Below are 25,760 nucleotides of genomic sequence, written 5' to 3' on the forward strand. Positions count from 1 at the left end.
TTTGTTGAAAGGCCGTCTGAAAGCGGTTACTTATTTTTGAAACAATTTATCCAGTTTTTGCTCGAAGGCATGATAGTTCAGATGCTCGTACAGCTCGGCACGGGTTTGCATGGTATCTACCACCGCCGCCTGAGTGCCATCGCGCATAATCGCTTCATAAACATTCAAAGCAGCCTTGCTCGCGGCGCGGAACGATGACAGCGGATACAGCACCAGCGACACGCCGTTTTCAGCCAGCTCGCTTTGGGTATAAAGCGGAGTGGAACCAAACTCGGTAATGTTGGCCAATACAGGTACTTTCACTGCATCTGCAAATTGGCGGTACATGTTCAAATCGGTCATAGCTTCAGGGAAAATCATGTCTGCACCGGCTTCGACACAAGCCTGAGCGCGTTCGATAGCGGCATCCAAACCTTCTACCGCCAGCGCATCGGTACGCGCCATAATCACAAAGTTCTCATCAACGCGAGCATCGACGGCAGCTTTGATACGGTCGACCATTTCATCTTTAGATACAATGGCTTTGTTCGGACGGTGGCCGCAGCGTTTTTGCGCTACCTGATCTTCGATGTGAACCGCTGCAACACCAGCGCGTTCAAAGTTGCGAATGGTACGGGCAATATTGAATGCACCGCCCCAACCCACATCGATGTCCACCAGCAGAGGCGTATCCACGTTGTCCGTAATGCGTCGCGCGTCGATCAGTACGTCTTCCATTGTGGTAATGCCCAAATCAGGGATACCGCAAGAGCAGGCTGCCACGCCGCCGCCGGACAGATAAATCGCCTTGAAACCGCTTTGGGTGGCCAATCGTGCAAAGTAAGCATTGACGCAACCGACGACGGCAAGAGGATTCGATTCTTTCACGGCTTGGCGGAAACGTGCTCCGGCAGAGTGTTGACTCATCATATTTCTCCTTTATAGACTTTTTTTCAGTATTAATCGGACGGCTCAGTTTTTTCACAACTTGAAACGAATCGTTTAAAAAGAAACAATCGTTCTAAAAACTGTTTTCAGACGGCCTGTAAAATTTCAATCATCAACCATCTGAAAATTTAAAATCAATAAATACAAATAGTTATCAAAAACAATAAATACAATAAGGCTGAAGCGGAGGTGTACGTTTTTTAATTTTTATTAATCAAAATATGAATTCGATTGGAGATACAGATATTTTAAAACCCGAAGCGTTTGTAGGAATGCGGAAACTGGATTCGGGTTGAGAGCCTTCAGACCGTCGGGACTGCCAATAAGCTGGCGGCGACGGGAGCGGCAGAGATGGGAGAAAATCTATAACAAGAGAGAGTGGTTTGATACAGATTCATGATGATGTTCCTTTGTAGTGCGATGTAGTTTTTATTTATGGAAACAAATTTAAAAAATAAAACCAGTCTTGTCAAACACTTTTTTCAAAAAAATTATAAAAAATTCAGTTATTAATAAACGATTTTTTTGCAACAAATGTAAAAAACGGACAGGCTATACCACATCAAACCCTTGTGTGGCCTAGTTTCTGTCCGTTTTGTACTTTTGACTGATAGTCAGAATGATTGTAAACAATCCATCTAAAAATAAATTATAATTGATTCATTTATAAGGAACTTTTAAACATGCTGTCTGAAAAAATTAAAATTTTTGCCTTTAAATTTTCAGACGGCCTTTGCATGATGACTACTCTGCACTAAATGCCGTCTGAAAAGTCTGTTTGCCAATGGTAATGTCGGCAGTGTAATCATGGCGGCCTTCGATGCAAAACGGCAAGCGGATTTGCGCAGCCTGCCAACTTTGTGGCGATTGTTGCGTCAGGTTGTAGCGATTGAAGCCCATGTCCATGTTTTTCATACTGAAACTGATACTGACCGCGCCCGTATTCTTCGGCACATTCTCAACCACAATATCGAAAGGTTCGTGTGTATTGATGGAGGTCGCTCGCACTTTTGAACCGTCAGGCAGGACGCAGCCTTGTGTTAGACTACATTCGACTACATTAGCTTTTGACTGTTGCTTCTGCCACCAATCCAAGAGCAGCAGTTTGGCCGCCGCAAACACAATCAGTAAAACAGCGGCAATCAGTAGTTTTTGATTTTTACTCATTTCAGACGGCCTCAATGTCATTATCGATCAAAACAGCATGCATACCCATGCTCTGCCACTGTTCGCGATAAATGGAAACCATACTTTCCGGAGCAGCCGCAATCAGCGGCATAGCCACGCCTTGAGCCAAAATATCGATAACTTGCTTGGCTACCGCTTCATTCGCTACTTTCCAAACGACAGCATCGGCATTTTGCACCTGCTGCCATTGTTCGGCATTTTCAATGATTGGCCACACGCTAGGCGCTTCTATCGGTTTGCCTTGTTGCCAATCGGCAAAATTCAACAATACGGCAGATGCGGTTTGATGCTGAGCCGACAGATACGGCACAACATGATATTCGCCCATGCTGTTTTGACCGCTGAATCCGCTTTTCAGACGGCCTTGAAGCTGGCGCGGAATGGATAGGGAACGTAATAACGCGCTATTGGCAGGCAACATCGGCGCAACGGTAAAATCCCCTGCCTTTTGCCATGCCCATTTCTGCCCTTCCCTCGATTGGATTTCGCCCGTCCATTGGTCGGCTTCCACCCATAAAAAATGCAGGCGTACATGTGCGTGTTCGTAGGAATGGATTTTGGTCAGCCACGGCGTAGCGGCAAGGATATGGATGCCTAGTTCTTCTTCAAACTCGCGTTGCAAAGCTTGAAAATCGCTTTCGCCTGCCTCAACCTTGCCGCCGGCAAATTCCCAATAGCCAGCATACGGCTTGCCCTCTGGGCGCGAACTGAGCAAGTAGCGGCCGTTTTGGTCGAGCATAATTCCGGCAACCACTTGCACCAATGGACGTGTGTCTTCAGTCATCATGAGATTATTCTTAATATACGGCAGGCGGCGACACCTGCCGATTTATGCGTAAAAAAAACGATGTCGGGCCTATACGCCCGACCTTCAACAAATACCTAACCCTTTAGGATGCTCTATTTCAGAATACCTAAATCCGGCCTTATTTTTCCGCAATGACAAAAGCCATGACGGTATCTTCTTCATCGCTCATACTGAGATGGCAACTTCGGATACCCTGCTCTTCCAGCCATTTGGTCAAAGCCGGCGCAAAAAACAATTCAGGTTTGCCCAATGCGTCATGTCCGACACCGATATTGCGGAAAGACACCACGCCGCGTATGCCCGTACCGACGGCTTTGGCAAAAGCCTCTTTGGCAGCAAAGCGTTTGGCAAGATAGTTGACCGGTTTGCCTGCCTGCGGAAATTCCAACAGCTCTTCCGGGCTGAGAATGCGTTGCGCAAATGCCAGTCCGAATTTTTTGTTCAGGCGGATAATGCGTTTGAGGGAAACAATGTCTGTACCGATTCCATAAATCATGGGTCTGCTCCTTGTTTAAATAGTCAGGCCGTCTGAAAGTGTGAATACAGGCCAAAGCAAACCGCTTTAGCCTGTATGGCTGATGCCGTTAAGGCAGCATTCTGGCTCTGAACATGACTTCCTTCATTTGGCGGACAGCTTCAGGCAGGCCGAGGAAGAGTGCTTGGGAAATCAGCGAATGGCCGATGTTCAACTCACGGATGGCGAGAATTTGGGCAATCGGCGTAACGTTGTGAATGGTCAGGCCGTGTCCGGCGTTAACGACCAAACCCAAATCGCTGGCGTAATGCGCGCCGTTTTGAATGCGCTCGAATTGTTTCATTTGTTCGGCGTGGCTGTGCACATCGGCATATGCACCGGTGTGCAACTCGATAACGGGCGCGCCGACATCATAAGCGGCTTGGATTTGCGCGTTGTCGGCATCGATAAATAAGGACACGCGGATGCCTGCGTCAGTCAGGATTTTGGTGAACTCGGCCACTTTATCCTGTTGCGCCAATACGTCCAAACCGCCTTCGGTGGTCACTTCTTGACGTTTTTCAGGAACGATGCACACATCTTCCGGCATGACGTTGAGCGCGTTTTCCAGCATTTCTTCCGTCAGCGCCATTTCCAAATTCAGGCGCGTGCGGATGGCGTTTTTAACGGCAAACACGTCCGCATCTTTAATATGGCGGCGGTCTTCACGCAAGTGCATGGTAATCAAATCAGCGCCGTGGGTTTCTGCAATCAGCGCCGCTTCGACAGGGCTGGGATAAATCGTACCGCGCGCATTGCGGACGGTGGCAATATGGTCGATGTTTACGCCTAACAACATAATAATGTCCTTTCATTAAGGTTTCAGATGGCCTGAGTCATTACCTATCAAAGGCCGTCTGAAAAAATTCAACTGCCCAAGCCAAACTGCTGCAACTGCTGTAAAACCTGCCGAGACTTGATGCCCTCGGGTAGAAGGTTGTCAATCAAAAGCCGCGTTACTTTCAAAGCCTGACCGAGGCTTTCCTGATGAACGAAACTGCCTTCCCTCAAATCGATTAAAGTCGCGCCCAATACGGCAACGCCCTTATTAAGCGCATGGAAACGGTCGGCCTCGGCCAGGGGAACCACAGCTTCTTCAGGCGTGAGCCAATATGTTTCTTCGCCATTGATTTCATTGCCGTTGCCGTCATGAAACAAATCGGGGGCAAAACCCAAACGTGTCAACAGCGACCATTCAAAACGGCGCAAAGCGGCTATGTGGTTGGCCTCGCAACAGATGGTTTTCATGGTTTCCGCCAAAACATCGTAAAGCTCGGGCAACGGGTCTTCGCGGACGGTCAACTTCAGCATCAACTCATTCACATACAATCCGCTGAACAAAGCCCGGCCCTGCGGCTGCGGCCAACCGCCTATCCATTCAGCGCGATGCAGGGTCTTCAACTCTTGCGAGCCATACCAAGACGCGCTCACCGGCACAAACGGCACCAACACGCCACGCAACTCGCTTTGCCGTTTACGCGCGCTTCTTGCCAACAAAGCCACCCGTCCATAACGGCGGCTGAAAGCTTCCACCCACAAGCTGCTCTCGCGCCACGGGGCAGAAGCAAGCAGAAAGATAGGTTCGTGGTTGATGCGGTTTGGTTGCGCCATAAGGGTTTGGAAAGATAAAGAGTATGTCGATTATAACGGAAAATCGATGCAAAAAGGCCGTCTGCAAATCTGCCTTCTATAAAGGCCGTCTGAAAACCTTTATAATCCATTTTGAATGAACAACCGACTTTCCTGTGTTTATGCCAAAATTTCCTTTTAAATCCGCCATTTCCCTGCTCTCCGCAGCCCTATTATCCGCCTGCTCGCTGGTGAAATATCAGCCTGTCGCCGGTATTGATACGGTCGACCTGAAACGCGGCTACCGCTTTGAAACCAGCCGGCTTCAGCGCAACGACGAAGACGATACGCTTATTGTGTTGATGTTCTCCGGTGGCGGTACACGCGCGGCGGCTTTGGGTTATGGTGTGTTGGAGCAACTTCATAAGCAACAGATTACCATTGGCGGCAAAAAACAATCTTTGATGTCGAATGTCGATGTGGTGGTCGGCGTATCCGGCGGCTCGGTTTTGGCAGCTTATTTTGCACTCAAGGGCGAAGAAACCATTCCATTGTTTTATAAACGTTTCCTACACCAAAACTTCCAACGCCAAGTCGTCAAACAAGCCTTTTCCATGTCCAACCTGCCCCGACTGGCCTCGCCTGAATACGGACGCGGCGATCTGTTGCAGGAGCAGTTTGAAAACTACCTTTTCGGCAAAACCACTTTCCGCGATTTGGAAAAAAATGCCAAAGGCCCGTTTGCCATCATTTCCGCCACCGATATGTGCATAGGCGAGCGTTTCAATTTCACGCAAGAATATTTCGACCCGATGTGTATCGACTTGGGCGACTTGCGACTTGCCCGCGCCGTTGCCGCGTCAAGCTCCGTACCTATGGTGTTTGCACCGATTACGCTCAATAACAACGGCGGCCATTGCCAATACACGCCGCCGTTTCAACTTGTCTCCGACAGCGAAGACAGCGAAGCAGGTAAAAAACAGCTGCAAACCCGAAAAGAATTTTTCGAGCGTTTCCAAAAATACAGCGACAGTAAAAACCGTCCCTACATCCACCTTATCGACGGCGGTTTAACCGACAATCTGGGCATGCGCAGCCTTTTGGACATGACGGAGATGTATCCGGAAAAAATCCTGACGCATAAAATTAAACAAAACAAAATCCGCCATATTGTCGTCATCAACGTCAATGCCCAAAACGAAGTCAGCAGCAATTTGGATAAAAGCGCTGCCGTACCCGGTTTCCGAGATGTCGTTTCCGCCATCGTGAATATCCCGATCGACCAACATTCGCAAGAATCTTTGCGCCGCTTCAGAGCTTTTGTCGACCAATGGAACAAAGACAAGCAAAATGAAAACATCTATTTCTCTTTCGTCAGCCTGAATCTCAAAGACCTTCCGCCATCCCAGCTGAGGGACAAGGTATTGAATATTCCGACCAGTTTCTATCTGCCGCCGGAAGACGTGGACAACCTGCGCACCGCCGCCGCCGAACTGATGAAACAGTCACTGGACTATCGCAACCTGCTGGCAGAATTTGCGGCACACCCCAATCCAGACACCATCTTTGCAGCCCCGCCTCCGGATGTGCAAGAGTTCAAGCCATTGAACGAAAAAGAAAAGCAGTAGCAAACTGTTCCATAAAGTGTAGCTCTGTTAAAATATATGCTTCATCTTATATTTCAGACGGCCTCAATACCCAAGGCCGTCTGAAACACTTAACAATAAATAGAATCCAACCATGACCGAATTAAACACTCCCATCGTTACCGATATTGACCGCCCCATCCTCGTTCCACCGGGCGGCCATAAGAAAGTCCTGCTGCATTCCTGCTGCGCCCCATGCTCCGGCGAAGTGATGGAAGCCATGCTTGCCAGCGGCATCGACTACACCATTTATTTTTATAACCCCAATATCCATCCGCACAAAGAATATATGTTGCGCAAAGAAGAAAATATGCGTTTTGCGGACAAATTTGGCATCCCCTTTGTCGATAAAGACGACGACTACGAAAACGACCGCAAAGAATGGTTCGCCAAAGCCAAAGGCATGGAATTTGAACCTGAACGTGGTATCCGTTGCACCATGTGTTTCGACATGCGTTTTGAAAAAGCGGCGCAATACGCCCATGAAAACGGCTTCCATGTCTTCACCAGCTCACTGGGCATTTCACGCTGGAAAGACATGAAACAAATCAACGGCTGCGGCCATCGCGCTGCCGAGCCGTACGATGACTTGGTTTATTGGGATTTCAACTGGCGCAAAGGCGGCGGCAGCGCACGCATGATTGAAATCAGCAAGCGTGAGCATTTCTACCAACAAGAATATTGCGGTTGCGCCTACTCCCTGCGCGATTCCAATGCCCACCGCAAATCGCAAGGCCGCATCCCCATCAAGCTGGGCGTATTGTATTACGATGATGAATCCACCCAATACGAGCCTCAAGCCGAAAACAAAATCCTTGTTGAGAAATAAATATCAAAGGCCGTCTGAAATATTCAGACGGCCTTTGTTCAAATCAGATGATTAACGGCGGCGGAATTTGCCGTGATCAAAATCATCAAATGCCTGATAAGCAGCTTGGCATTGAATTTTTTGCTCGGCATAAGGCAAACCGCGGAACGCTTTTGCCGCTTTACGGTTTTCCCTCAACTCAGCCTTGTTGCCTTTATAACGATACCAAGCAGCACGGCGCTCAAGGTATCTCTTACAAGCAGGATGCAATTTGTTTTTCTTCGCCTGCTGGTGTTTGCTCACATGATGGCCATGCGGTTTGGCCGCCGCTTCGGCAGAATAAGCACCCAAGCTCAATACGGCAACCGCCGCCAGTGCGGAACCTAAAGTTTTCAGTGTCAACATGATTCGCTCCCAGTTTAGGTTGGATAGTCATCCCATTATATGCCTCGCCTGATACCTCGACAAACTTCTCAATATGTTTCATGATAAATGAGTTTAAGCAATTACAGCACTATCCTTCTTGCTTTGCAAAATTTAACATACCGTCCATGAAGACAGAAGCTGAATATAAATTTCTTTATTTCATAAGCCTCTAGCCAATGTCTAACCAAATGTGATGCAAATGCAAAATAATGCCAAATCGCCACAAAGCCACATGAATCCTAGTCTGAGCCCTCCCTCTCCTTAATCAGCCCCCGAAAAAAGCGCATTGTCAAGTCTAGTTAAACAAAGAAAAATACATTATATTGTGCCGTTCAAAGCAATCACATACCGTATCTTGTGTTTTTTAATGGGAAGACTGAACAATGAATGCAGCAACGAATATTAAAGTAACCAAACGCGACGGACGCTTGGAAAATATCGATTTAGACAAAATCCACCGCGTTGTTACTTGGGCGGCAGAAGGCTTACAAAACGTCTCCGTATCGCAAGTTGAGCTCAAATCACATATTCAGTTTTACAATGGTATCCGTACCGACGATATCCATGAGACCATCATCAAGGCCGCGGCCGACTTGATCTCACAAGATACGCCCGATTATCAATATCTGGCTGCCCGCCTCGCCATTTTCCATCTGCGCAAAATCGCTTATGGCGAATTCGAACCGCCTCACCTCTACGATCACGTTAAAAAACTGACCGAGGCAGGCAAATACGACCGCCACATCATCGCAGATTACAGCCGCGAAGAATTCGACGAGCTGAATGCCTATATCGACCACAGCCGCGATATGACCTTCTCTTATGCAGCCGTAAAACAGCTGGAAGGCAAATATCTGGTTCAAAACCGCGTTACCCGCCAAATTTATGAAACGCCGCAGTTTTTATACATTTTGGTGGCCATGTGTCTCTTCAGCAAATATCCGAAAGAGACCCGTTTGGATTACGTCAAACGCTTTTACGACGCCGTTTCCACATTCAAAGTATCGCTGCCTACACCTATCATGAGCGGCGTGCGTACGCCTACCCGTCAATTCTCAAGCTGCGTGTTGATTGAATGCGACGACAGCCTCGACTCCATCAACGCCACCACCAGCGCGATTGTGAAATACGTTTCCCAGCGTGCAGGCATCGGCATCAACGCCGGCCGTATCCGCGGTTTGGGCAGCGAAATCCGCGGCGGCGAAGCACAACACACCGGCTGTATCCCATTCTTCAAAATGTTCCAAGCGGCCGTTAAATCCTGCTCACAAGGCGGCGTACGCGGCGGCGCGGCAACCTTGTTCTACCCATTGTGGCACATCGAAGCCGAAAGCCTGTTGGTATTGAAAAACAACCGCGGCGTAGAAGACAACCGTATCCGCCAACTGGACTACGGCGTGCAAATCAACCGCCTGCTGTACACCCGTTTAATTAAAGGCGGCAACATTACCCTGTTCTCGCCAAATGAAGTTCCGGGTTTGTATGATGCCTTCTTCGCCGATCAAGACGAATTCGAGCGCCTCTACACTCAATACGAGCAAGATCCAAACATCCGCAAACGTACTTTGCCGGCAACAGAATTGTTCTCCACCCTGATGCAGGAACGCGCCGGTACCGGTCGCATCTACATCCAAAACGTTGACCACTGCAACACGCACAGCCCGTTTGATCCGCGCGTTGCGCCTGTTCATCAGTCCAACTTGTGCATGGAAATCGCCCTGCCAACCAAACCGCTGGACAACATCAACGACGCAGAAGGCGAAATTGCCTTGTGTACCTTGTCCGCCTTCAACTTGGGTGCATTGAACAACTTGGACGAACTGGAAGAGCTTTCCGATTTGACCGTACGCGCACTTGATGCCCTGTTGGATTATCAAGACTATCCGGTTGCAGCCGCTCGCACAGCAACCATGAACCGCCGCACACTCGGCATCGGCGTCATCAACTACGCCTACTATCTGGCGAAAAATGGCGTACGTTACAGTGACGATTCCGCCCTCGGCCTGACCCACCGCACCTTTGAAGCCATGCAGTATTACCTGCTCAAAGCATCGGTAAACCTTGCCAAAGAATACGGCGCATGCCCGCTGTTCAACCAAACCGTTTACTCGCAAGGTAAACTGCCTATCGACACCTACAAAAAAGACTTGGACGCCGTGTGCAACGAGCCTTTGCACTACGACTGGGAAAGCCTGCGCGCCGACATCGTCAAATACGGCCTGCGCAACTCTACCCTGACCGCACTCATGCCGTCTGAAACCAGCTCGCAAATTGCCAACGCCACCAACGGCATCGAGCCTCCACGCGGTCTGGTCAGCGTTAAAGCATCAAAAGACGGTATTTTGAAACAAGTCGTACCGGAGTTTGAAACCCTGAAAGATGCCTACGAAACCCTGTGGCAGCTTCCAGGCAACGAAGGCTACCTGAAACTCGTCGGCGTAATGCAAAAATTCGTCGATCAATCGATTTCTGCCAATACCGCCTACGACCCGGGCAAATTCGAAGGCAGCAAAGTTTCCATGAAACAAATGCTGAAAGATCTGCTGACCGCCTACAAATACGGTGTCAAAACCCTGTACTACCACAACACCCGCGACGGTGCGGACGATACGCAGACCGATATTCAGGATGACGGCTGCGCTGGTGGGGCTTGTAAGATTTGATAATGGGAGATTTCAGACGATCTTTAGAGTTTAAAAGGTCGTCTGAAAATAAAACAAAGGATGGAAGAAAATGTCTAATGCTTATTATGATAATCCAGCACAAAGATTATTGAAAATTATTAAAAAAGCTAAAGAAGTTTCATCACTTCGTACTTCAAGAGGCGCGTGGATAGAGATTTTAAATCTAACTAATGATGAAGCTAGTGATCGTAATATTCTATTTTCGATTAGCAAAGTTATAAATTTAATTGAGGAGATTAATAACTATTTCCAAGTAAATGAACCTGACTATATCGAGCATTGTCAGGATTGGATGGCAAACATATTGTTTTTTCTTGGAAAATCGGTAGAGTTAGATAGACAATGGGATGATGTCATTTGTTATTTAGATGGAAATATGACTTCATATCTTTATTCTTCTGTTAAGATTATTGATGCTAATTTTGAAAAAAATCAACTTTCATTTTTGAGAAAAATTGATGAAAGTGAACTAATTGAAATAAATAATTCTATAAAAAGCATATATCAGGACATATTAATTTCTGAAAATATAGAAGACAATGTTAAGTCTTCTATTCTAAAATATCTTTTGCGTCTTATTGAATCCATTGATCAATATGCAATTACTGGTTCTGAAGCTATTATCGAAGTCCTAGAAAATACTGTTGGTCATATGTATTTCAACCATGAATATAAAGAATTCATGAGCAATACAGAAACTGGTAAGAATCTCCTTTCTAAGATGGGAGAAATTGCAAAAAAAGTTACCTGTTTTACGGGGATTTTAGAGTTAGCTAATAAGAGTTTTGAATTAATTAAAAATATTAAAGATTTAAATAATTGATAAGTATGTTTTAGATAAAAGAGATAAATTTCACAATATTAATATTACCATTTTAAGTTAATCTAAAAAGAGTTCCCCATGTCCTGCGAACATCTAGTCATGTCATACAGCACTTTTTCCAAAACCAAAAACGATGCGCTGAAAGAGCCGATGTTTTTTGGTCAGCCGGTAAATGTCGCCCGTTATGACCAGCAGAAATACGAAGTATTTGAAAAACTGATTGAAAAACAATTATCTTTCTTCTGGCGGCCGGAAGAAATCGACGTGTCGCGCGACCGTATCGACTACGCCAATCTGCCCGAACACGAAAAACATATTTTCATCAGCAATCTGAAATACCAAACCCTGCTCGATTCGATCCAAGGCCGCAGTCCTAATGTTGCGTTCTTGCCTTTGGTGTCAATTCCCGAGCTGGAAACGTGGATTGAAACGTGGAGCTTCAGCGAGACCATCCATTCGCGCAGCTACACTCATATCATCCGCAATATCGTGAATGATCCGTCAGTCGTGTTCGATGATATTGTGCAAAACAAATACATCATCGCCCGCGCCGAAGACATTGCCTGCTATTACGATGATTTGATTGAATACACCCAGTATTACAATCTGTTGGGCGAAGGTTCGCACAATATCGGCGGTAAGCTCGTGACCGTGTCTTTGCGTGAGTTGAAGAAAAAACTCTATCTCTGCCTGATGTGCGTCAATGTATTGGAAGCCATCCGCTTTTACGTTTCATTCGCCTGCTCGTTTGCCTTTGCCGAGCGCGAATTGATGGAGGGCAACGCCAAAATCATCAAACTGATTGCCCGCGACGAAGCCCTGCACCTGACCAGCACCCAGCATATGCTCAACCTGATGCGTGCCGGTGCCGATGATCCTGAAATGGCGGAAATTGCGAATGAATTGCAGGACGAGTGTTTCAACCTCTTCAAAAAAGCAGCCGAGCAGGAAAAAGAATGGGCGGCCTATCTGTTTAAAGACGGTTCCATGATTGGTCTGAATAAAGAAATTCTGGCTCAATACGTTGAATATATTACTAATCTTCGTATGCAGGCGGTTGGCCTTCCTGCCGGATTTGAAGGTGCGACCCAAAATCCGATTCCATGGATTAACGCGTGGCTGTCTTCTGACAATGTACAGGTTGCGCCGCAAGAAGTGGAAATTTCCTCTTACCTGATTGGTCAGATTGATTCGGAAGTCAATGCCGACGATTTGGGCGATTTCGAGCTGTAATCGAACATTCGGTTTTATGATCAAGGCCGTCTGAACGGTGTGGCTGAAATCTTTGATTTCGTCTTTACACCGTTTCAGACGGCCTTTCCAATCCAAACAAATCATATGGCACTCATTAGCACACACGACAAAACCTTCCAACTCCAACAAGGCGAAACCTTATTGGAGGGCTTGGAGCGCACTGGACACGAAGTTGAATACCAATGTCGCAGCGGTTATTGCGGTTCATGCCGGGTTAAAATCTTGGATGGAAAAGTCTCTTATGATAATTTTCCGCTCGCTTTTGTCGCGCCCGGAGAAATTTTGCCGTGCTGCTGCCGAGTTACTGAAGACATCAAGCTTGATTGTCGGGAGCGCATCAAAGAGCCGGATTTATTTGATGTCGATTTATTTGAAGACAAATAAAAAATGCCGTCTGAACATTGTGGCCGAAATCTTTGATTTCATTTCCACCGTTCAGACGGCATTTTGTATGGTTAAGCTTATTTACGCTCGCCAACCGGCAAAACAGTACGGCCGAAAGATTCGTTGATGACCTCTGCCGCTGCCAAGTAGAACGCACCGAGTGCAGTTACCAAGCCTAAGCAACCGCCGATATGGACGATGCTATGATTTTCCATGCCATCGCCAATACCCAGTGCAAAGAAAGTCAGTGTCAAGCAAAAGAAAATACCGCTCAATACTTTAGGTTTGGTCAAGGTGGCCACAAACATCATCAGCGAAAACATACCCCATGCGCAAAGATACCAGCCGATAAATGCCGGAGCTGTTTCACCTTTGAAAAAGATGGTAAACAAAGCCCATGTCCACCAGAATGCGCCATAGCTGATAAAAGCGGTAAAGCCAAACGTATTGCCTTTCTTGAACTCAAACATACCGGCAATAACTTGGGCGATACCACCAAAGGCGAGAGCCATGCCCAAAACTAAGCCGACACCCTCTTGAGCAGTAAAAAAGCCGCCGTTAATCAGACTGAGTAACCAAGTTGTCAATGCAAAGCCACACAGGCCTACTGGACCTGGATTCGCCAGGTTTTCTTTAGTAGTAGTCATTTTATTTCTCCTCTAGTTATTGAAATAGGAAGCCTATTGTTACCTATTTTATTTAAAATTAAAAGAAATAAATTTAAAAAAATCAGGCCGTCTGAAAAATATTTTTCAGACGGCCTTGAATATTAATAATTAAACTATCCCAAAATTGCCAAGATTTTCCTTAATCCGTTGGCATCAATTTGGCCGGGAGCCGACGTTTTTCCTGCAGCACCAAAGGTTACGGCTGAGCCGAAAGCCGAGCCGGCCAGACGACTGACGGCTCCGATTTTACCCATAGACATAGTAATAATCGGGCGATTGATAATTTGTGAAACATCATATGTTGCCTGTAATAAGGTCAATACATCTTGCGGCGATTGCGGCATAACGGCAATTTTGCAGATATCCGCGCCCCACTCGGCCATTATTTTCAGACGGCCTGTAATGTCTGCCAAAGACGGCGTGGCTTGGAAATCGTGATTGCAAAGTAAGACAACAGTTTGATACTCATGCGCCAAAGCAATGGTTTGTTTTACGCCGCTTTTCTCGGCAAAAAGCTCGATGTCGATAATATCGGCTTGTTTGGAACGGATGATTTTTTCCAATAATTCAAAATAATAGTCGTCAGAACAAGGCGTATTGCCGCCCTCTTGCGCCCTTCTAAACGTAAACAGTAAGGGCTTGTCAGGAAAAGCCTGTCGGACAATGCCTAATTGTTCGGTAATAAAATCGGCATCAAGCGCAGCTTGAAAAAAATCTGCACGAAATTCAATAATGTCAAAAGCCGTCTCTTTCAATACGCGCAAAGCCTGCTCCAATTCCTGCGTATTGGCGGCCACCAGCGGTACGGCAATTTTAGGCAGGCCTTTGCCGATCTCGATATTTTTGATGATGACAGGTTTCATATTGTTCCTTTTTGCTCTTCAAGCCAATCAGTGCAGATGCTCATAAATGGTTTCTGCCAAGGCTTTGCTGATGCCTTCCACTTTTTCCAAGTCCTCGCGGCTGGCCGCAATCACGCCGCGCAGACCGCCGAATCGGGTAAGCAATGCTTGACGGCGTTTGCTACCGATACCGGGGATTTCGCTGAGTGAGGAAGTAACGCGTGCTTTGTCGCGTTTTTTGCGGTGGCCTGTAATCGCAAAGCGGTGCGACTCATCGCGTACGGTTTGCAATAAATGCAAAGCCGGGCTGTTGGGCGGCAGGCGGAAGACTTCGCCGGTAAAAGGCAGTATGAGTTCTTCCATACCAGCTTTGCGCTCGGGGCCTTTGGCGATACCGACCAAAGGAATGTGCAGCCCGAGTTCTTCCCATACTGATACGGCTACGCCGATTTGCCCTTTGCCGCCGTCAATCAACACGGCATCCGGCCATTTGACACTTTCTCCGTTGGCTTCGGCTTCCTGCATTTTGCCGTAGCGGCGCGTCAACACTTCGCGCATGGCGGCGTAGTCGTCGCCGGGCTTGGCGGTCGTGATGTTGTAGCGGCGGTATTGCGAAGGCTGGATGCTTTGCTCATCGTACACAACGCAGGACGCAATAGTGGCCTCGCCTTGCGTGTGGCTGATATCGAAACACTCAAGGCGGTTGAGGCTGTCTGAATCCATGCCGAGGATTTTGGCCAGTTCATCAATACGGTGCTGCTGGCTGCTTTGTTGCAGGCGGCGTTGAGCAATCGCCATTTGTGCGTTTTGTTCCGCCATTTTCAACCAGACTTTGCGTTCGCCTATGGTCTTGGTGACAAATTGCATCTGCTTGCCGTGTTCGCCTTCCAAAGCCTCTTTCAGCGCATCGGGAACGGGAAAGTTACTGATGATGATGTCGGGTTTGCTTTTGCCCAGATAGTGTTGGGCGACGAAGGCTTCAGCGTAATCTTGTCCGTTTGGCTCGGGATCGTTTTTGGTGTCGGGGAAAAAGCTTTTGTCGCCTACGTGCCGCCCACCGCGGATGCTGACCCAGTGTATGCAGACCAGGCCGTCTGAAACTGCCAGCGCAAGCAAATCGATGTCGTTTGGATTGTTCGGATTTTTACTGTCGATAAACTGATTACTCTGCATGATGCCGAGCGCTTGAATTTGATCGCGGTAACGGGCGGCTTCTTCAAATTGCAGATTCGCGGCGGCAGTTTGCATTTTGTGTTGCAAGGTGCGCGTCAATTCGTCGGTTTTGCCATTAAGGAAAGTCGCAGCTTCACGCACGCTGTCACGATAATCTTCTTCGCTGATGTGACCGACACAAGGCGCGGTACAGCGTTTGATTTGGTACAGCAGACAAGGACGGTCGCGATGCTCGAATACACTGTCTTCGCAGGTACGTAGCATAAAGACTTTTTGCAATACTTGAATGCTGTCACGCACGGCGTTGCTGTTCGGATACGGGCCGAAATATTGATTGGGCTTTTTCAGCGTGCCGCGGTAATACGCCATTTGCGGATATTGATGGCCGCTGAGCATCAAATAAGGATAGCTTTTGTCATCGCGGAAAAGAATATTGTATTTCGGCGACAAGGCTTTGATGAAGTTGTTTTCAAGAATCAGCGCTTCAGCTTCGGAACGTGTGATGGTGGTTTCGATATGGTGAACCTGTTTTACCATCAATGCGATGCGCGGCGAATGATCGTTTTTTTGGAAATAGCTGGAAACGCGCCGCTTGAGATTGACCGCTTTGCCGACATACAAAACATTGTTGTCTTCGTCAAAAAAACGGTACACGCCCGGCAGATTGGGCAGATTTTTCAGAAAAAGAGGTAAATCGAACGGTTCGGTTGCGCTCACGGGATTTTCTTTTGGAATAAGCAGGCCGTCTGAAAACTTTTCAGACGGCCTTATTCATTGACGTTTAAGATTCTTGAGACGGAGTATCTTCAGCTTTTACCACTTGGTTTTCAGCTGCATCGCTTTCCAGAGCAGCTTCATCTTCGGCCTCTTCGGCCACGCGTTCCAAGCTGACCAAGGTTTCGCCTTCATCCAGATTAATCAGGCGGACACCGGCAGCAGCCCGGCCGGTCTCGCGAATTTGCTCAACTTTGGTACGAATCAGGACGCCGCCGCTGGTAATCAGCATCAGGTCGTCGGTTTCGCTAACCAAAGTCGCGGCAACCAAATCGCCGTTGCGCTCGCCGGTATTGATGGCGATATTGCCTTGGCCGCCTTTGTTTTTACGGCTGTAATCGGCAATCGGGGTACGTTTGCCATAGCCGTTGGCGGTAGCAGTCAATACTTGCAAGTCGCTTTGCTCGGCCTCAGGGGCGAAGGTAATCAGGCTGACAATCTTGCCATCGGCCGGCAGACGCATACCGCGTAAACCTCCGCTGCCGCGACCGGACGGACGGACACCGTGTTTGCCGCTTGGCAATGCGTTTTCGGCATTTTCATCATCCAGGCCGTCTGAATCTTCGTTTTCGGTTTCGATATCGATATCTTCTGCTTCATCGTTACCCGATTTTTCCCAATATTCGTTAAAGCGGATGGCTTTGCCCAAGTTGGAGAATAACATAATGTCGTCCGCACCGCCTGTTTGCGCTGCGCCGACCAAGTAATCGCCTTCTTTAAGCGCGATGGCTTTGATGCCTTGGCTGCGGACGTTTTTAAACGCAGACAGCTGGACTTTTTTCACCATGCCTTGTGCGGTGGCGAAGAAGACGTATTGGTCTTCGGGAAACTCGCGAACAGCCAAAATCGCGCTGACTTTTTCGCCCTCTTCCAATTGGATGACGTTGTTGATCGGACGACCACGGCTGTTTCGGCCACCTTCCGGCAGTTTGTACACTTTAATCCAATGGCACTTGCCCAAATTGGTGAAGCACATCAAATAATCATGCGTGTTGGCAACAAACAGGGTTTCGATAAAGTCTTCGTCTTTGGTTGCCGCTGCCTGTTTGCCGCGGCCGCCGCGACGTTGCGCCTGATAATCGGTTGTCGGCTGGGTTTTGATATAGCCGCCATGAGTCAGGGTAACGACCATTTCGCGTTGCGGAATCAGGTCTTCATCGGCAATATCACCGCCAAACGGATTGATTTCGCTGCGGCGTTCATCGCCGAAGTTGGCTTTAATGTCTGCCAATTCTTCGCGGATGATTTGGGTAACGCGCTCAGGCTTGGAAAGAATATCCACAAAATCAATGATTTTACTCATCAGGTTTTTATATTCGCCGACAATTTCTTCCTGATCGAGGCCGGTCAGGTTACGCAGGCTCATGCGCAGGATGGCATCGGCTTGCAATTCGCTCAGGTAATAGCCTTGGCTGTGCAGGCCCAAATTCTCTGGCAAGCCTTCAGGGCGCATCATGTGCAGGTCTAAATCCGTGCGGCTGAGCATGTCTTCAACCAAGCTGCTGCGCCATGGGCGGGACAGCAGTTTTTCTTTGGCTTCCGGCGCATTGGCAGATTCTTTAATCAGACGGATGATTTCGTCGATATTGGACAAGGCAACTGCTTTACCTTCGGCAATATGGCCTTCATGACGCGCTTTTTTCAGGCGGAACAAGGTACGACGGGTAACGACTTCGCGACGATGGCGCAGGAATTCGGACAGGATTTGTTTCAGATTCAGCAAGCGCGGCTGGCCGTCAACCAAGGCCACCATGTTGATACCGAAGCTGTCTTGCAGCTGGGTCAGTTTGTAGAGTTGGTTCAAAACGACTTCGGCATTTTCATTGCGTTTCAATTCGATCACGACACGCATACCGGATTTGTCGGACTCGTCGCGCAGGTCGGATACGCCTTCCAACGTTTTTTCGCGTACCAACTCACCGATTTTCTCAACCAGCTTGGCTTTGTTTACTTGATATGGGATTTCATCGATAACGATGGCTTCGCGTTCGCCATTTTTACCAATAGGCTCAATATGGGTTTTACCGCGCATCACTACACGACCGCGGCCGGTTTTATAGCCTTCGCGAACGCCGCTTAAGCCGTAAATAGTTGCGCCGGTTGGGAAATCGGGCGCTTGGATAATGTTGATCAGCTCATCGATTTCAGTTTCAGGCTCATCCAACAAGCGCAGGCAGGCATTGATGGTATCGCCCAAATTGTGCGGCGGGATATTGGTTGCCATACCGACGGCAATACCGGACGAACCGTTTACCAACAATGCTGGGAAACGGGTCGGCAACACCAGCGGCTCATGTTCGCTGCCGTCATAGTTGGGGCCGAAATTAACGGTTTCTTCTTCAATATCCGCCAGCATTTCATGGGAAATTTTTTCCATGCGGATTTCGGTATAACGCATGGCTGCTGCGGCCAAGCCGTCGACAGAACCGAAGTTGCCCTGACCATCGATCAGTACATAACGCATGGAGAAGTCTTGTGCCATGCGGACGATTGTGTCGTAAACGGCTGTATCGCCGTGAGGGTGGTATTTACCGATGACGTCGCCGACGATACGCGCCGATTTTTTATAGGCGGAATTCCAGTTATTTTTCAACTCGTGCATCGCGTACAACACGCGACGGTGTACCGGCTTGAGACCGTCGCGGACATCCGGCAGGGCTCGTCCCACAATCACGCTCATGGCGTAATCGAGGTAGCTCTTGCGCATTTCGTCTTCAAGGCTGACAGGCAGGGTTTCAAGTGCAAATTTATGGTCGTTGCGGATGGTTGCGTCGGTCATGATTATCTGTAATTTCGTATGGCAAAAATCTTGTTGATTCTACCACAAAACAAGCGGTTTATGGCTTTTGCGTGAAGGCCGTCTGAAACAGGATTTCAGACGGCCTTCATTATTTAATAAATTTAATTTAGTTGCAGCCAGAATCTTCATCGGAAGCCTGCAAGCTCAATGCTTTGCGCTTTTTAGCCTTTTCATAACGGCAACGTTGGCGCGATGTATTGATTTCCAAAGGTGGCACGGCAACCGGCTTGCCGTCTTCTACGGCAACCATGGTGAAGTAGCAGCTGTTGGTATGGCGCACTTCACCGGTGCGGATGTTTTGCGCTTCTACACGGATGCCGACTTCCATAGAAGTGCGGCCGGTGTAGTTAATGCTGGCGTAAAAGGTTACCAGTTCGCCGACATGGATAGGCTCTTTAAACAAAACTTTATCGACAGACAAGGTAACGCAGTAGTTGCCGCTGTATCGGCTGGCACAGGAATAAGCGACTTGGTCGAGCAAGCGCAATAATTCGCCACCGTGGACGTTGCCGCTGAAATTTGCCGTATCCGGCATCATCAGCTCGGACATAATGAGTTCGTGAGAAGGAAGTTGGCGTGCTTGTTCCATAGTTTGGCCTCTTGAAGTGGTTTGTTTTTAAGGCCGCCTAGTATTTCAGACGGCATGTTTTGTAGGAATTTTGATTCTACCGTTTTTGAGTGGAAAAATTCAATCTACCACACCTGATCATAACCATTTTCTACGCGAAAAGAAAATCAGCAGTCCGATGATGATGCACAGCATCACACCCAAAACCATGAAATAGCCGTAATGCCAATGCAGCTCGGGCATATTGTCGAAGTTCATGCCGTAGATACCGGTGATGACGGTCAGCGGCATAAAGATGATGGTGATAACCGTCAACACGCGCATTTGCTGGTTCATGCGGTTGGATTGGAAGGAAAGATAAATGTCCATCATGCTCAACACCATATCACGCGAGGCATCAAGCGATTCGATAAGCTGCATATTGTGGTCGTACACATCGCGCAGATAGACGGTCGATTCGCCTTTGAAAATGGCAAAATCGCCGCGTACGGCCAGTTGGTAGAACACATCGCGCAATGGCAAAAGTGTGCGCCGCAGACGGACGGCATCGCGTTTGAGTCGGTGAATCTTACTGAGAATATCGCTGTTTTCATTTTTAAACAGCGACTTGTCTATTACTTCGACACGGTTGTTGTACGACTCCAAAACAATGAAATAGTCGTCCACAATACGGTCGAGCAGGCAATAAGCAAGAAACGCTGTATTTTTGTTCAAAATATTGTGCGGATTCTCGTGCATCTGCCGGCGAAGATGGCTGAATAAGCCCAGCGGTTTTTGTTGGAAAGACAACACAAAATCTTTGCCGATAATCACATACACTTGGTCAGAATGGAGTTTGCCCGTAGAGGTATAGTGGTAAACCTGTGCGGCAGTAAAAACATAGTTGCCGTAATCTTCAATTTTCGGACGCTGCTTACGACTGAGAATATCTTCAATAACCAGCTCATGAATGCCATAAGGCTCAAGCGCGTGCTTGAGCAAGGCAACATCATTGATACCGACAAAATGTAGCCAGTTGATTTGGCCTTCTTGCGGACGGACAATATCGGGCAAGTTTTTTCCGGCAAGATAATCATGCTGAGCAAAGGTATCGGCGGAATACAAGGTTTGATGGATAGCAGAACGCGGCGCATTGTCGGTATTGCTGCGCTTCATGGTTTGGTCTTGCAGATTGTCGGTTATTTCAACTGGATTGGCTGGTTTGCTCATAAAAATAAATCATGTTTTTTTAGTTAGAATGAATTGTACAGACAGAAAAGGCCGTCTGAAAACTAATTTTCAGACGGCCTGACAATATCGATCAACGCTTTATTAGGCTTGGGGCGCGGTTTTCTCCAACTCCAATGCAGCGGCAAGCAAGGACAGGCGCGCCATTACGCCGTAAACGTAGAGGCGGTTGTGTTCGTTGTCCACATCACAGTCTTTTTCAGAGCGTGGCATGCCGAGCGAGTCCCATTGTTCAAATACGCGCTTGCAGGCTTCGGGGGCTTCTTGGGAATTGTCGCCGCTGCCGGTGGGGATGCTGTTGGACAGCGGGACAAATACCATACCGCCGGCGTTGAGGTTTTCGTCCACGCCACGGCCTTCGTGTACACGGAAGAAACCGCCGATTACGAAACGGTCCATCATATACACAACGGGTTCGCACACGGCGCCATCCATGGTTTCGTAGGTATAAATACCTTCTTGGACAATGACTTCGCTGACTTCCAAACCTTCTTTGACTTTCGCCATTTTATTGCGGTTTTTACGGTTCAATCCGCGTACTTCATCTGCAGATTTAACGCTCATTACGCCCATGCCATAAGTACCTGCGTCGGCTTTCACAATAACGAAAGGCTGGTCGGTAATGCCCAACTCGTCGTATTTGGCTTGAATTTTCGCCAGCACACGTTCTACTGCTTCCGCTAACGCATCCTCACCTTCACGCTCTTGGAAGTCCAAACCACTGATTTTTTCAAAATAAGGATTGATTTGCCATTCGTCGATGTCAATCAACTTGGCAAAGTCGGCTGCAACTTGGTTGTACGCGCCGAAATGTTCGGTTTTACGGCGAGTCGTCCAGCCGCCGTGCAATGGAGGCAATACGGTTTGACTGATGTCTTTAAGGATTTCAGGAACACCCGCAGACAAGTCATTGTTCAACAAAACAACGCAAGGCGAGAAACCGTCTGCGAGATGTACACGCTCACGGGTACGCAATAAAGGCTCAAGCAAAATTTTGTCGCCCAACGCGGTTTCAAACTCGGTTGGCTCAGTCACTTCAGGATTCAAACTGCCCAAGCGCACTTCGTATCCTGCCGAACGCAAAATCTCGCTGAGTGCGTAAACGTTTTGCAGATAGAATGTGTTGCGTGTGTGGTTTTCAGGAATAATCAATACGGATTTTGCCGTTTCACAGGCACGCTGTACCGCATCTTGCGCGGCAACCGCCGCCAGCGGGATAAAGTTGGGATTCAAATTATTGAAGCCGCCCGGAAACAGGTTCATATCGATAGATGAAATTTTGTAACCGGCATTACGGATGTCAACCGAACCATAAAATGGTGGACGGTGTTCGTTCCAATGCGAACGGAACCATGCTTCGATTTTGGCATGATTGGCAAGGACTTTTTTCTCAAATTCCCGTAATTGAGTCAGATGCTCAGGAGCCATTACCGGTAATTTCATTCTTTATACCTCTTGGTAAGTGTGGATGTTGAGTGAGAATGATAGAACTTTTTAGTGCATTTCGACAAGTATTCTTTCAGATAAGATGCATCTTTTTGTCAACAATTCTACAATTTGTCTAATTTTTGACAAGTGTTTTTGAAACTTTGCAACAAATTTTAAAAATTGGACAAATTCCTATTGCGCAGCCCCTATAAAAAGCCTAAAATCCGCCCATAAACGCAAACCATCATTCATACCTACCAATAGCAAAGAATACTCATCATGAGCGCACAAACCCTTTACGATAAACTTTGGAACAGCCACGTCGTCCGCGAAGAAGAAGACGGCACTGTCCTGCTTTACATCGACCGACACCTGGTTCACGAAGTAACCAGCCCGCAAGCATTTGAAGGCTTGAAAATGGCCGGCCGCAAACTCTGGCGTATTGACAGCGTAGTCTCCACAGCCGACCACAACACCCCGACAGGCGACTGGGACAAAGGTATCCAAGATCCGATTTCCAAACTGCAAGTCGACACTTTGGACAAAAACATTAAAGAGTTTGGCGCACTCGCCTACTTCCCGTTCATGGATAAAGGCCAAGGCATCGTACACGTTATGGGCCCGGAACAAGGCGCTACCCTGCCCGGCATGACCGTTGTCTGCGGCGACTCGCACACTTCTACTCACGGCGCATTCGGCGCATTGGCGCACGGTATCGGCACTTCCGAAGTCGAACACACCATGGCAACCCAATGTATTACCGCAAAAAAATCCAAATCCATGCTGATTGCCGTTGAAGGCCGTCTGAAACCCGGCGTTACCGCCAAAGACGTGGCACTTTATATCATCGGCCAAATCGGCACGGCCGGCGGTACAGGCTACGCCATCGAGTTTGGCGGCGAAGCCATCCGCAGCCTTTCTATGGAAGGCCGCATGACCTTGTGCAATATGGCGATCGAAGCCGGTGCGCGCTCAGGCATGGTTGCCGTTGACCAAACCACCATCGACTATGTAAAAGGCAAACCTTTCGCACCTAAAGGCGAAGCGTGGGACAAAGCCGTCGAATACTGGCGCACGCTGGTGTCTGACGAAGGCGCCGTATTCGATAAAGAATACCACTTCAAAGCCGAAGACATCGAGCCTCAAGTAACTTGGGGCACCTCGCCTGAAATGGTTTTGGACATCAGCGGCAAAGTGCCTAATCCTGCCGAAGAAACCGATCCGGTCAAACGCAGCGGCATGGAACGCGCCCTTGAATACATGGGCTTGGAAGTCGGTACGCCATTAAACGAAATCCCTGTCGATATCGTCTTTATCGGTTCTTGCACCAACAGCCGCATCGAAGATTTGCGCGAAGCCGCCGCCATCGCCAAAGGCCGCAAAAAAGCGGACAATGTACAACGCGTATTGATTGTTCCCGGCTCAGGTTTGGTTAAAGAACAGGCCGAAAAAGAAGGCTTGCACAAAGTATTTATCGAAGCCGGTTTTGAATGGCGCGAGCCTGGTTGCTCAATGTGCCTCGCCATGAATGCCGACCGCCTGACCTCGGGACAACGTTGCGCCTCCACTTCCAACCGTAACTTTGAAGGCCGTCAAGGCAACGGCGGACGCACCCACCTCGTCAGCCCTGCCATGGCAGCCGCAGCCGCGGTTACCGGCCACTTTACCGACATCCGCACTATGGCTTAAAATATTTTCAGACGGCCTTTATTGATCAGGCCGTCTGAAACAATACCTTGCTCAAACAAGTTTTCTTATTATATTGCGCAAAACGTCCGAAAACCTTCTTAATCATTGATAACTTGAAAGGAATCTAGTATGAAAAAACTGTTTGCATTGGCTGCCGCAGCCCTTATTCTGTCAGCTTGTTCCAGCACTTGGTCCGGCGCAAAAGACGATACCAGCCGCAATTGGGACAAAACCAAAGAAACCGCAGAACACGTTGCCGACAAAACTGGCGAAGCCGTTAAAAAAGGCGGCAATGCAGTAGGCCGCGGCATGAGCCATGTTGGAGAAAAAATCGAAGCCGCTACCGAATAATTCGGTAAATCAGGCCGTCTGAAGCTCCTAACTCCGTTTCAGACGGCCTGATACATTATTAATTTTTCAGACATTTTCACGATTCCAAGCAAAGGAAGAAACAATGAGCAATCCGTCAAGCTGGTTTGGTATTCACGCTCATGATCTGGATCGCGCCAAAGCCTTTTACGAATCCGTATTCGGCAAACCTCTGCAAGACGTTGGCGGTAACGGATTCCGTTTCATCATTTTTCCGGCCGATTACACCCAACACGGTACGGCCGGCATGATTTGGCACGACAGCAACGCCCAACCCGGCCACGGCGGTACAACCATTTTCTTCAATTGCCCGGATTGTGCCGAAACAGCAGAAAAAGCCGTTGCAGCAGGCGGCAAACTGTTACAAGAGAAATTCCGCATTGCCAACGGCTTTGCAGCATTTATCGAAGATACAGAAGGCAACCGAATCGGTTTGCACAGCACACGCTAACCCGAATAGCCATAAAATTTCCCATTATTACTATAAGAATCTAACATGAAAGCCTTTACCAAAATCACTGCCATCGTCGCTCCGCTCGACCGCAGCAACGTCGATACCGACGCCATCATCCCCAAACAATTTTTAAAATCCATCAAACGAAGCGGCTTCGGCCCCAATGCCTTTGATGAATGGCGTTACCTCGACCACGGCGAGCCGGGCATGGACAACAGCAAACGCCCGTTGAATCCGGATTTCTCCCTGAACCAGCCACGCTATCAAGGCGCACAAATCCTGTTAACGCGTAAAAACTTCGGCTGCGGCTCCTCGCGCGAACACGCCCCTTGGGCATTGGACGACTACGGCTTCCGCGCCATCATCGCCCCCAGCTTTGCCGACATCTTCTTCAACAACTGCTACAAAAACGGCCTTTTACCCATCGTTTTGACCGAAGAACAGGTTGACCAGCTTTTCAAAGAAGTTGAAGCCAACGAAGGCTATCAACTCTCCATCGACCTTGCCGAGCAAACCCTGACCACTCCTAGAGGCGAAACATTCACATTCGACATTACCGAACACCGCAAACACTGCCTCTTAAACGGCTTGGACGAAATCGGCCTGACCCTTCAACACGCCGACGAAATCCGCGATTTCGAAGAAAAACGCCGCCAAAGCCAGCCTTGGCTGTTTAACGGTTGATATACCAAAGGCCGTCTGAAAAATTTAAGCGTTTCAGACGGCCTTTAATCTAC

24 protein-coding genes are annotated in these 25,760 nt (G+C 48.2%); 10 read left to right on the forward strand and 14 right to left on the reverse strand.

Annotation, left to right across the window (positions count from 1 at the left end; all coding sequences use genetic code 11):
- Positions 1 to 30 precede the first annotated feature (30 nt).
- From prpB to recO, 6 genes are all read right to left on the reverse strand, one after another.
- Positions 31 to 906 carry a methylisocitrate lyase gene (gene prpB / locus ACTHRE_RS08600; protein WP_293206073.1) on the reverse strand — a complete coding sequence of 292 codons (876 nt, stop codon included), beginning with the start codon at positions 904 to 906 and terminating at the stop codon, positions 31 to 33.
- Between the two features lie 765 nt (positions 907 to 1,671).
- Positions 1,672 to 2,094, reverse strand: coding sequence for a hypothetical protein (locus ACTHRE_RS08605; protein ID WP_107867335.1), 423 nt, complete (start codon positions 2,092 to 2,094; stop codon positions 1,672 to 1,674).
- Between the two features lies 1 nt (position 2,095).
- On the reverse strand, positions 2,096 to 2,899 hold the full coding sequence (locus ACTHRE_RS08610; protein WP_377073258.1) for an NUDIX domain-containing protein: 804 nt from the start codon (positions 2,897 to 2,899) through the stop codon (positions 2,096 to 2,098).
- Positions 2,900 to 3,041: 142 nt separating this feature from the next.
- Positions 3,042 to 3,419, reverse strand: a complete 378-nt coding sequence (acpS, locus tag ACTHRE_RS08615; RefSeq protein WP_003686416.1) for a holo-ACP synthase — start codon at positions 3,417 to 3,419, stop codon at positions 3,042 to 3,044.
- Positions 3,420 to 3,507: 88 nt separating this feature from the next.
- Complete coding sequence (gene pdxJ, locus ACTHRE_RS08620; RefSeq protein WP_070583911.1) at positions 3,508 to 4,236, reverse strand: pyridoxine 5'-phosphate synthase; 729 nt, start codon at positions 4,234 to 4,236, stop codon at positions 3,508 to 3,510.
- Positions 4,237 to 4,304: 68 nt separating this feature from the next.
- On the reverse strand, positions 4,305 to 5,048 hold the full coding sequence (gene recO, locus ACTHRE_RS08625; RefSeq protein ID WP_070824286.1) for a DNA repair protein RecO: 744 nt from the start codon (positions 5,046 to 5,048) through the stop codon (positions 4,305 to 4,307).
- 140 nt (positions 5,049 to 5,188) lie between these two features.
- Between recO and ACTHRE_RS08630 the strand changes: the two genes are divergently transcribed.
- Both ACTHRE_RS08630 and ACTHRE_RS08635 read left to right on the forward strand, forming a co-directional pair.
- A complete protein-coding gene (locus tag ACTHRE_RS08630; protein ID WP_440345000.1) occupies positions 5,189 to 6,634 on the forward strand; it encodes a patatin-like phospholipase family protein in 1,446 nt (481 codons plus the stop codon).
- A gap of 112 nt (positions 6,635 to 6,746) precedes the next feature.
- Positions 6,747 to 7,481 carry an epoxyqueuosine reductase QueH gene (locus tag ACTHRE_RS08635; RefSeq protein WP_440344999.1) on the forward strand — a complete coding sequence of 245 codons (735 nt, stop codon included), beginning with the start codon at positions 6,747 to 6,749 and terminating at the stop codon, positions 7,479 to 7,481.
- A 51-nt stretch (positions 7,482 to 7,532) separates the two neighbouring features.
- On the opposite strand, the gene ACTHRE_RS08640 is transcribed toward ACTHRE_RS08635, so the two are convergent.
- Positions 7,533 to 7,865, reverse strand: a complete 333-nt coding sequence (locus ACTHRE_RS08640; protein WP_070583918.1) for a stress response protein — start codon at positions 7,863 to 7,865, stop codon at positions 7,533 to 7,535.
- A 404-nt stretch (positions 7,866 to 8,269) separates the two neighbouring features.
- Here ACTHRE_RS08640 and nrdA point away from each other — a divergent pair, with 404 nt between their 5' ends.
- The 4 genes from nrdA to yfaE all read left to right on the forward strand — a co-directional run bounded on the left by nrdA (position 8,270) and on the right by yfaE (position 13,031).
- Positions 8,270 to 10,549, forward strand: coding sequence for a class 1a ribonucleoside-diphosphate reductase subunit alpha (gene nrdA, locus ACTHRE_RS08645; protein WP_377072729.1), 2,280 nt, complete (start codon positions 8,270 to 8,272; stop codon positions 10,547 to 10,549).
- A 70-nt stretch (positions 10,550 to 10,619) separates the two neighbouring features.
- Positions 10,620 to 11,393 carry a hypothetical protein gene (locus tag ACTHRE_RS08650; RefSeq protein ID WP_377072727.1) on the forward strand — a complete coding sequence of 258 codons (774 nt, stop codon included), beginning with the start codon at positions 10,620 to 10,622 and terminating at the stop codon, positions 11,391 to 11,393.
- 99 nt (positions 11,394 to 11,492) lie between these two features.
- Positions 11,493 to 12,626 (forward strand): class Ia ribonucleoside-diphosphate reductase subunit beta, encoded by a 1,134-nt coding sequence (gene nrdB / locus ACTHRE_RS08655; protein WP_039863698.1) that lies wholly within the window; start codon positions 11,493 to 11,495, stop codon positions 12,624 to 12,626.
- A gap of 105 nt (positions 12,627 to 12,731) precedes the next feature.
- The gene (gene yfaE / locus ACTHRE_RS08660) at positions 12,732 to 13,031 is read left to right on the forward strand and encodes a class I ribonucleotide reductase maintenance protein YfaE (RefSeq protein ID WP_003686421.1); all 300 of its coding nucleotides are present in this window, start codon (positions 12,732 to 12,734) and stop codon (positions 13,029 to 13,031) included.
- A 77-nt stretch (positions 13,032 to 13,108) separates the two neighbouring features.
- Here yfaE and ACTHRE_RS08665 read toward each other — a convergent pair whose 3' ends face one another.
- From ACTHRE_RS08665 to gshA, 7 genes are all read right to left on the reverse strand, one after another.
- Entirely contained in the window at positions 13,109 to 13,678 is a 570-nt protein-coding gene (locus tag ACTHRE_RS08665) for an acetate uptake transporter (protein WP_063067856.1), read from the reverse strand.
- Between the two features lie 134 nt (positions 13,679 to 13,812).
- Positions 13,813 to 14,562: a type I 3-dehydroquinate dehydratase gene (gene aroD / locus ACTHRE_RS08670; RefSeq protein WP_377072724.1), complete on the reverse strand. Its 750-nt coding sequence runs from the start codon at positions 14,560 to 14,562 to the stop codon at positions 13,813 to 13,815.
- 27 nt (positions 14,563 to 14,589) lie between these two features.
- Positions 14,590 to 16,431 (reverse strand): excinuclease ABC subunit UvrC, encoded by a 1,842-nt coding sequence (uvrC, locus tag ACTHRE_RS08675; RefSeq protein WP_107769045.1) that lies wholly within the window; start codon positions 16,429 to 16,431, stop codon positions 14,590 to 14,592.
- Between the two features lie 64 nt (positions 16,432 to 16,495).
- Complete coding sequence (gene gyrA / locus ACTHRE_RS08680; protein ID WP_377072722.1) at positions 16,496 to 19,267, reverse strand: DNA gyrase subunit A; 2,772 nt, start codon at positions 19,265 to 19,267, stop codon at positions 16,496 to 16,498.
- A 127-nt stretch (positions 19,268 to 19,394) separates the two neighbouring features.
- A complete protein-coding gene (locus ACTHRE_RS08685) occupies positions 19,395 to 19,877 on the reverse strand; it encodes an acyl-CoA thioesterase (RefSeq protein WP_070644800.1) in 483 nt (160 codons plus the stop codon).
- A gap of 117 nt (positions 19,878 to 19,994) precedes the next feature.
- Positions 19,995 to 21,065 carry a magnesium/cobalt transporter CorA gene (gene corA / locus ACTHRE_RS08690; RefSeq protein ID WP_070644802.1) on the reverse strand — a complete coding sequence of 357 codons (1,071 nt, stop codon included), beginning with the start codon at positions 21,063 to 21,065 and terminating at the stop codon, positions 19,995 to 19,997.
- Between the two features lie 102 nt (positions 21,066 to 21,167).
- Positions 21,168 to 22,526 (reverse strand): glutamate--cysteine ligase, encoded by a 1,359-nt coding sequence (gene gshA / locus ACTHRE_RS08695; RefSeq protein ID WP_070644804.1) that lies wholly within the window; start codon positions 22,524 to 22,526, stop codon positions 21,168 to 21,170.
- A 264-nt stretch (positions 22,527 to 22,790) separates the two neighbouring features.
- Between gshA and leuC the strand changes: the two genes are divergently transcribed.
- The 4 genes from leuC (at position 22,791) to leuD (ending at position 25,707) form a co-directional block, all read left to right on the forward strand.
- Positions 22,791 to 24,200 (forward strand): 3-isopropylmalate dehydratase large subunit, encoded by a 1,410-nt coding sequence (leuC, locus tag ACTHRE_RS08700; protein WP_377072717.1) that lies wholly within the window; start codon positions 22,791 to 22,793, stop codon positions 24,198 to 24,200.
- Between the two features lie 129 nt (positions 24,201 to 24,329).
- Positions 24,330 to 24,551 (forward strand): hypothetical protein, encoded by a 222-nt coding sequence (locus tag ACTHRE_RS08705; protein WP_070644808.1) that lies wholly within the window; start codon positions 24,330 to 24,332, stop codon positions 24,549 to 24,551.
- A gap of 103 nt (positions 24,552 to 24,654) precedes the next feature.
- Positions 24,655 to 25,020, forward strand: coding sequence for a VOC family protein (locus ACTHRE_RS08710; RefSeq protein WP_049331002.1), 366 nt, complete (start codon positions 24,655 to 24,657; stop codon positions 25,018 to 25,020).
- Between the two features lie 45 nt (positions 25,021 to 25,065).
- Positions 25,066 to 25,707, forward strand: a complete 642-nt coding sequence (leuD, locus tag ACTHRE_RS08715) for a 3-isopropylmalate dehydratase small subunit (protein WP_440344998.1) — start codon at positions 25,066 to 25,068, stop codon at positions 25,705 to 25,707.
- Positions 25,708 to 25,760 lie beyond the last annotated feature (53 nt).

Origin of the sequence: Neisseria sp. P0001.S007 (genome assembly GCF_051963655.1) — a bacterium.
GTDB classification, from domain to species: domain Bacteria; phylum Pseudomonadota; class Gammaproteobacteria; order Burkholderiales; family Neisseriaceae; genus Neisseria; species Neisseria subflava_A.

Excerpts from the sequence above, each read along its gene's own strand:
- prpB (WP_293206073.1), bottom strand. The coding sequence starts at position 906 with ATGAGTCAACACTCTGCCGGAGCACGTTTCCGCCAAGCCGTGAAAGAA.
- recO (WP_070824286.1), bottom strand. The coding sequence starts at position 5,048 with ATGGCGCAACCAAACCGCATCAACCACGAACCTATCTTTCTGCTTGCT.
- ACTHRE_RS08610 (WP_377073258.1), bottom strand. The coding sequence starts at position 2,899 with ATGACTGAAGACACACGTCCATTGGTGCAAGTGGTTGCCGGAATTATG.
- leuD (WP_440344998.1), top strand. The coding sequence starts at position 25,066 with ATGAAAGCCTTTACCAAAATCACTGCCATCGTCGCTCCGCTCGACCGC.
- ACTHRE_RS08640 (WP_070583918.1), bottom strand. The coding sequence starts at position 7,865 with ATGTTGACACTGAAAACTTTAGGTTCCGCACTGGCGGCGGTTGCCGTA.
- ACTHRE_RS08635 (WP_440344999.1), top strand. The coding sequence starts at position 6,747 with ATGACCGAATTAAACACTCCCATCGTTACCGATATTGACCGCCCCATC.
- aroD (WP_377072724.1), bottom strand. The coding sequence starts at position 14,562 with ATGAAACCTGTCATCATCAAAAATATCGAGATCGGCAAAGGCCTGCCT.
- corA (WP_070644802.1), bottom strand. The coding sequence starts at position 21,065 with ATGAGCAAACCAGCCAATCCAGTTGAAATAACCGACAATCTGCAAGAC.
- nrdA (WP_377072729.1), top strand. The coding sequence starts at position 8,270 with ATGAATGCAGCAACGAATATTAAAGTAACCAAACGCGACGGACGCTTG.
- ACTHRE_RS08650 (WP_377072727.1), top strand. The coding sequence starts at position 10,620 with ATGTCTAATGCTTATTATGATAATCCAGCACAAAGATTATTGAAAATT.
- gyrA (WP_377072722.1), bottom strand. The coding sequence starts at position 19,267 with ATGACCGACGCAACCATCCGCAACGACCATAAATTTGCACTTGAAACC.
- ACTHRE_RS08605 (WP_107867335.1), bottom strand. The coding sequence starts at position 2,094 with ATGAGTAAAAATCAAAAACTACTGATTGCCGCTGTTTTACTGATTGTG.
- ACTHRE_RS08685 (WP_070644800.1), bottom strand. The coding sequence starts at position 19,877 with ATGGAACAAGCACGCCAACTTCCTTCTCACGAACTCATTATGTCCGAG.
- ACTHRE_RS08705 (WP_070644808.1), top strand. The coding sequence starts at position 24,330 with ATGAAAAAACTGTTTGCATTGGCTGCCGCAGCCCTTATTCTGTCAGCT.
- pdxJ (WP_070583911.1), bottom strand. The coding sequence starts at position 4,236 with ATGTTGTTAGGCGTAAACATCGACCATATTGCCACCGTCCGCAATGCG.
- gshA (WP_070644804.1), bottom strand. The coding sequence starts at position 22,526 with ATGAAATTACCGGTAATGGCTCCTGAGCATCTGACTCAATTACGGGAA.
- nrdB (WP_039863698.1), top strand. The coding sequence starts at position 11,493 with ATGTCATACAGCACTTTTTCCAAAACCAAAAACGATGCGCTGAAAGAG.
- leuC (WP_377072717.1), top strand. The coding sequence starts at position 22,791 with ATGAGCGCACAAACCCTTTACGATAAACTTTGGAACAGCCACGTCGTC.
- acpS (WP_003686416.1), bottom strand. The coding sequence starts at position 3,419 with ATGATTTATGGAATCGGTACAGACATTGTTTCCCTCAAACGCATTATC.
- ACTHRE_RS08710 (WP_049331002.1), top strand. The coding sequence starts at position 24,655 with ATGAGCAATCCGTCAAGCTGGTTTGGTATTCACGCTCATGATCTGGAT.
- yfaE (WP_003686421.1), top strand. The coding sequence starts at position 12,732 with ATGGCACTCATTAGCACACACGACAAAACCTTCCAACTCCAACAAGGC.
- ACTHRE_RS08665 (WP_063067856.1), bottom strand. The coding sequence starts at position 13,678 with ATGACTACTACTAAAGAAAACCTGGCGAATCCAGGTCCAGTAGGCCTG.
- ACTHRE_RS08630 (WP_440345000.1), top strand. The coding sequence starts at position 5,189 with ATGCCAAAATTTCCTTTTAAATCCGCCATTTCCCTGCTCTCCGCAGCC.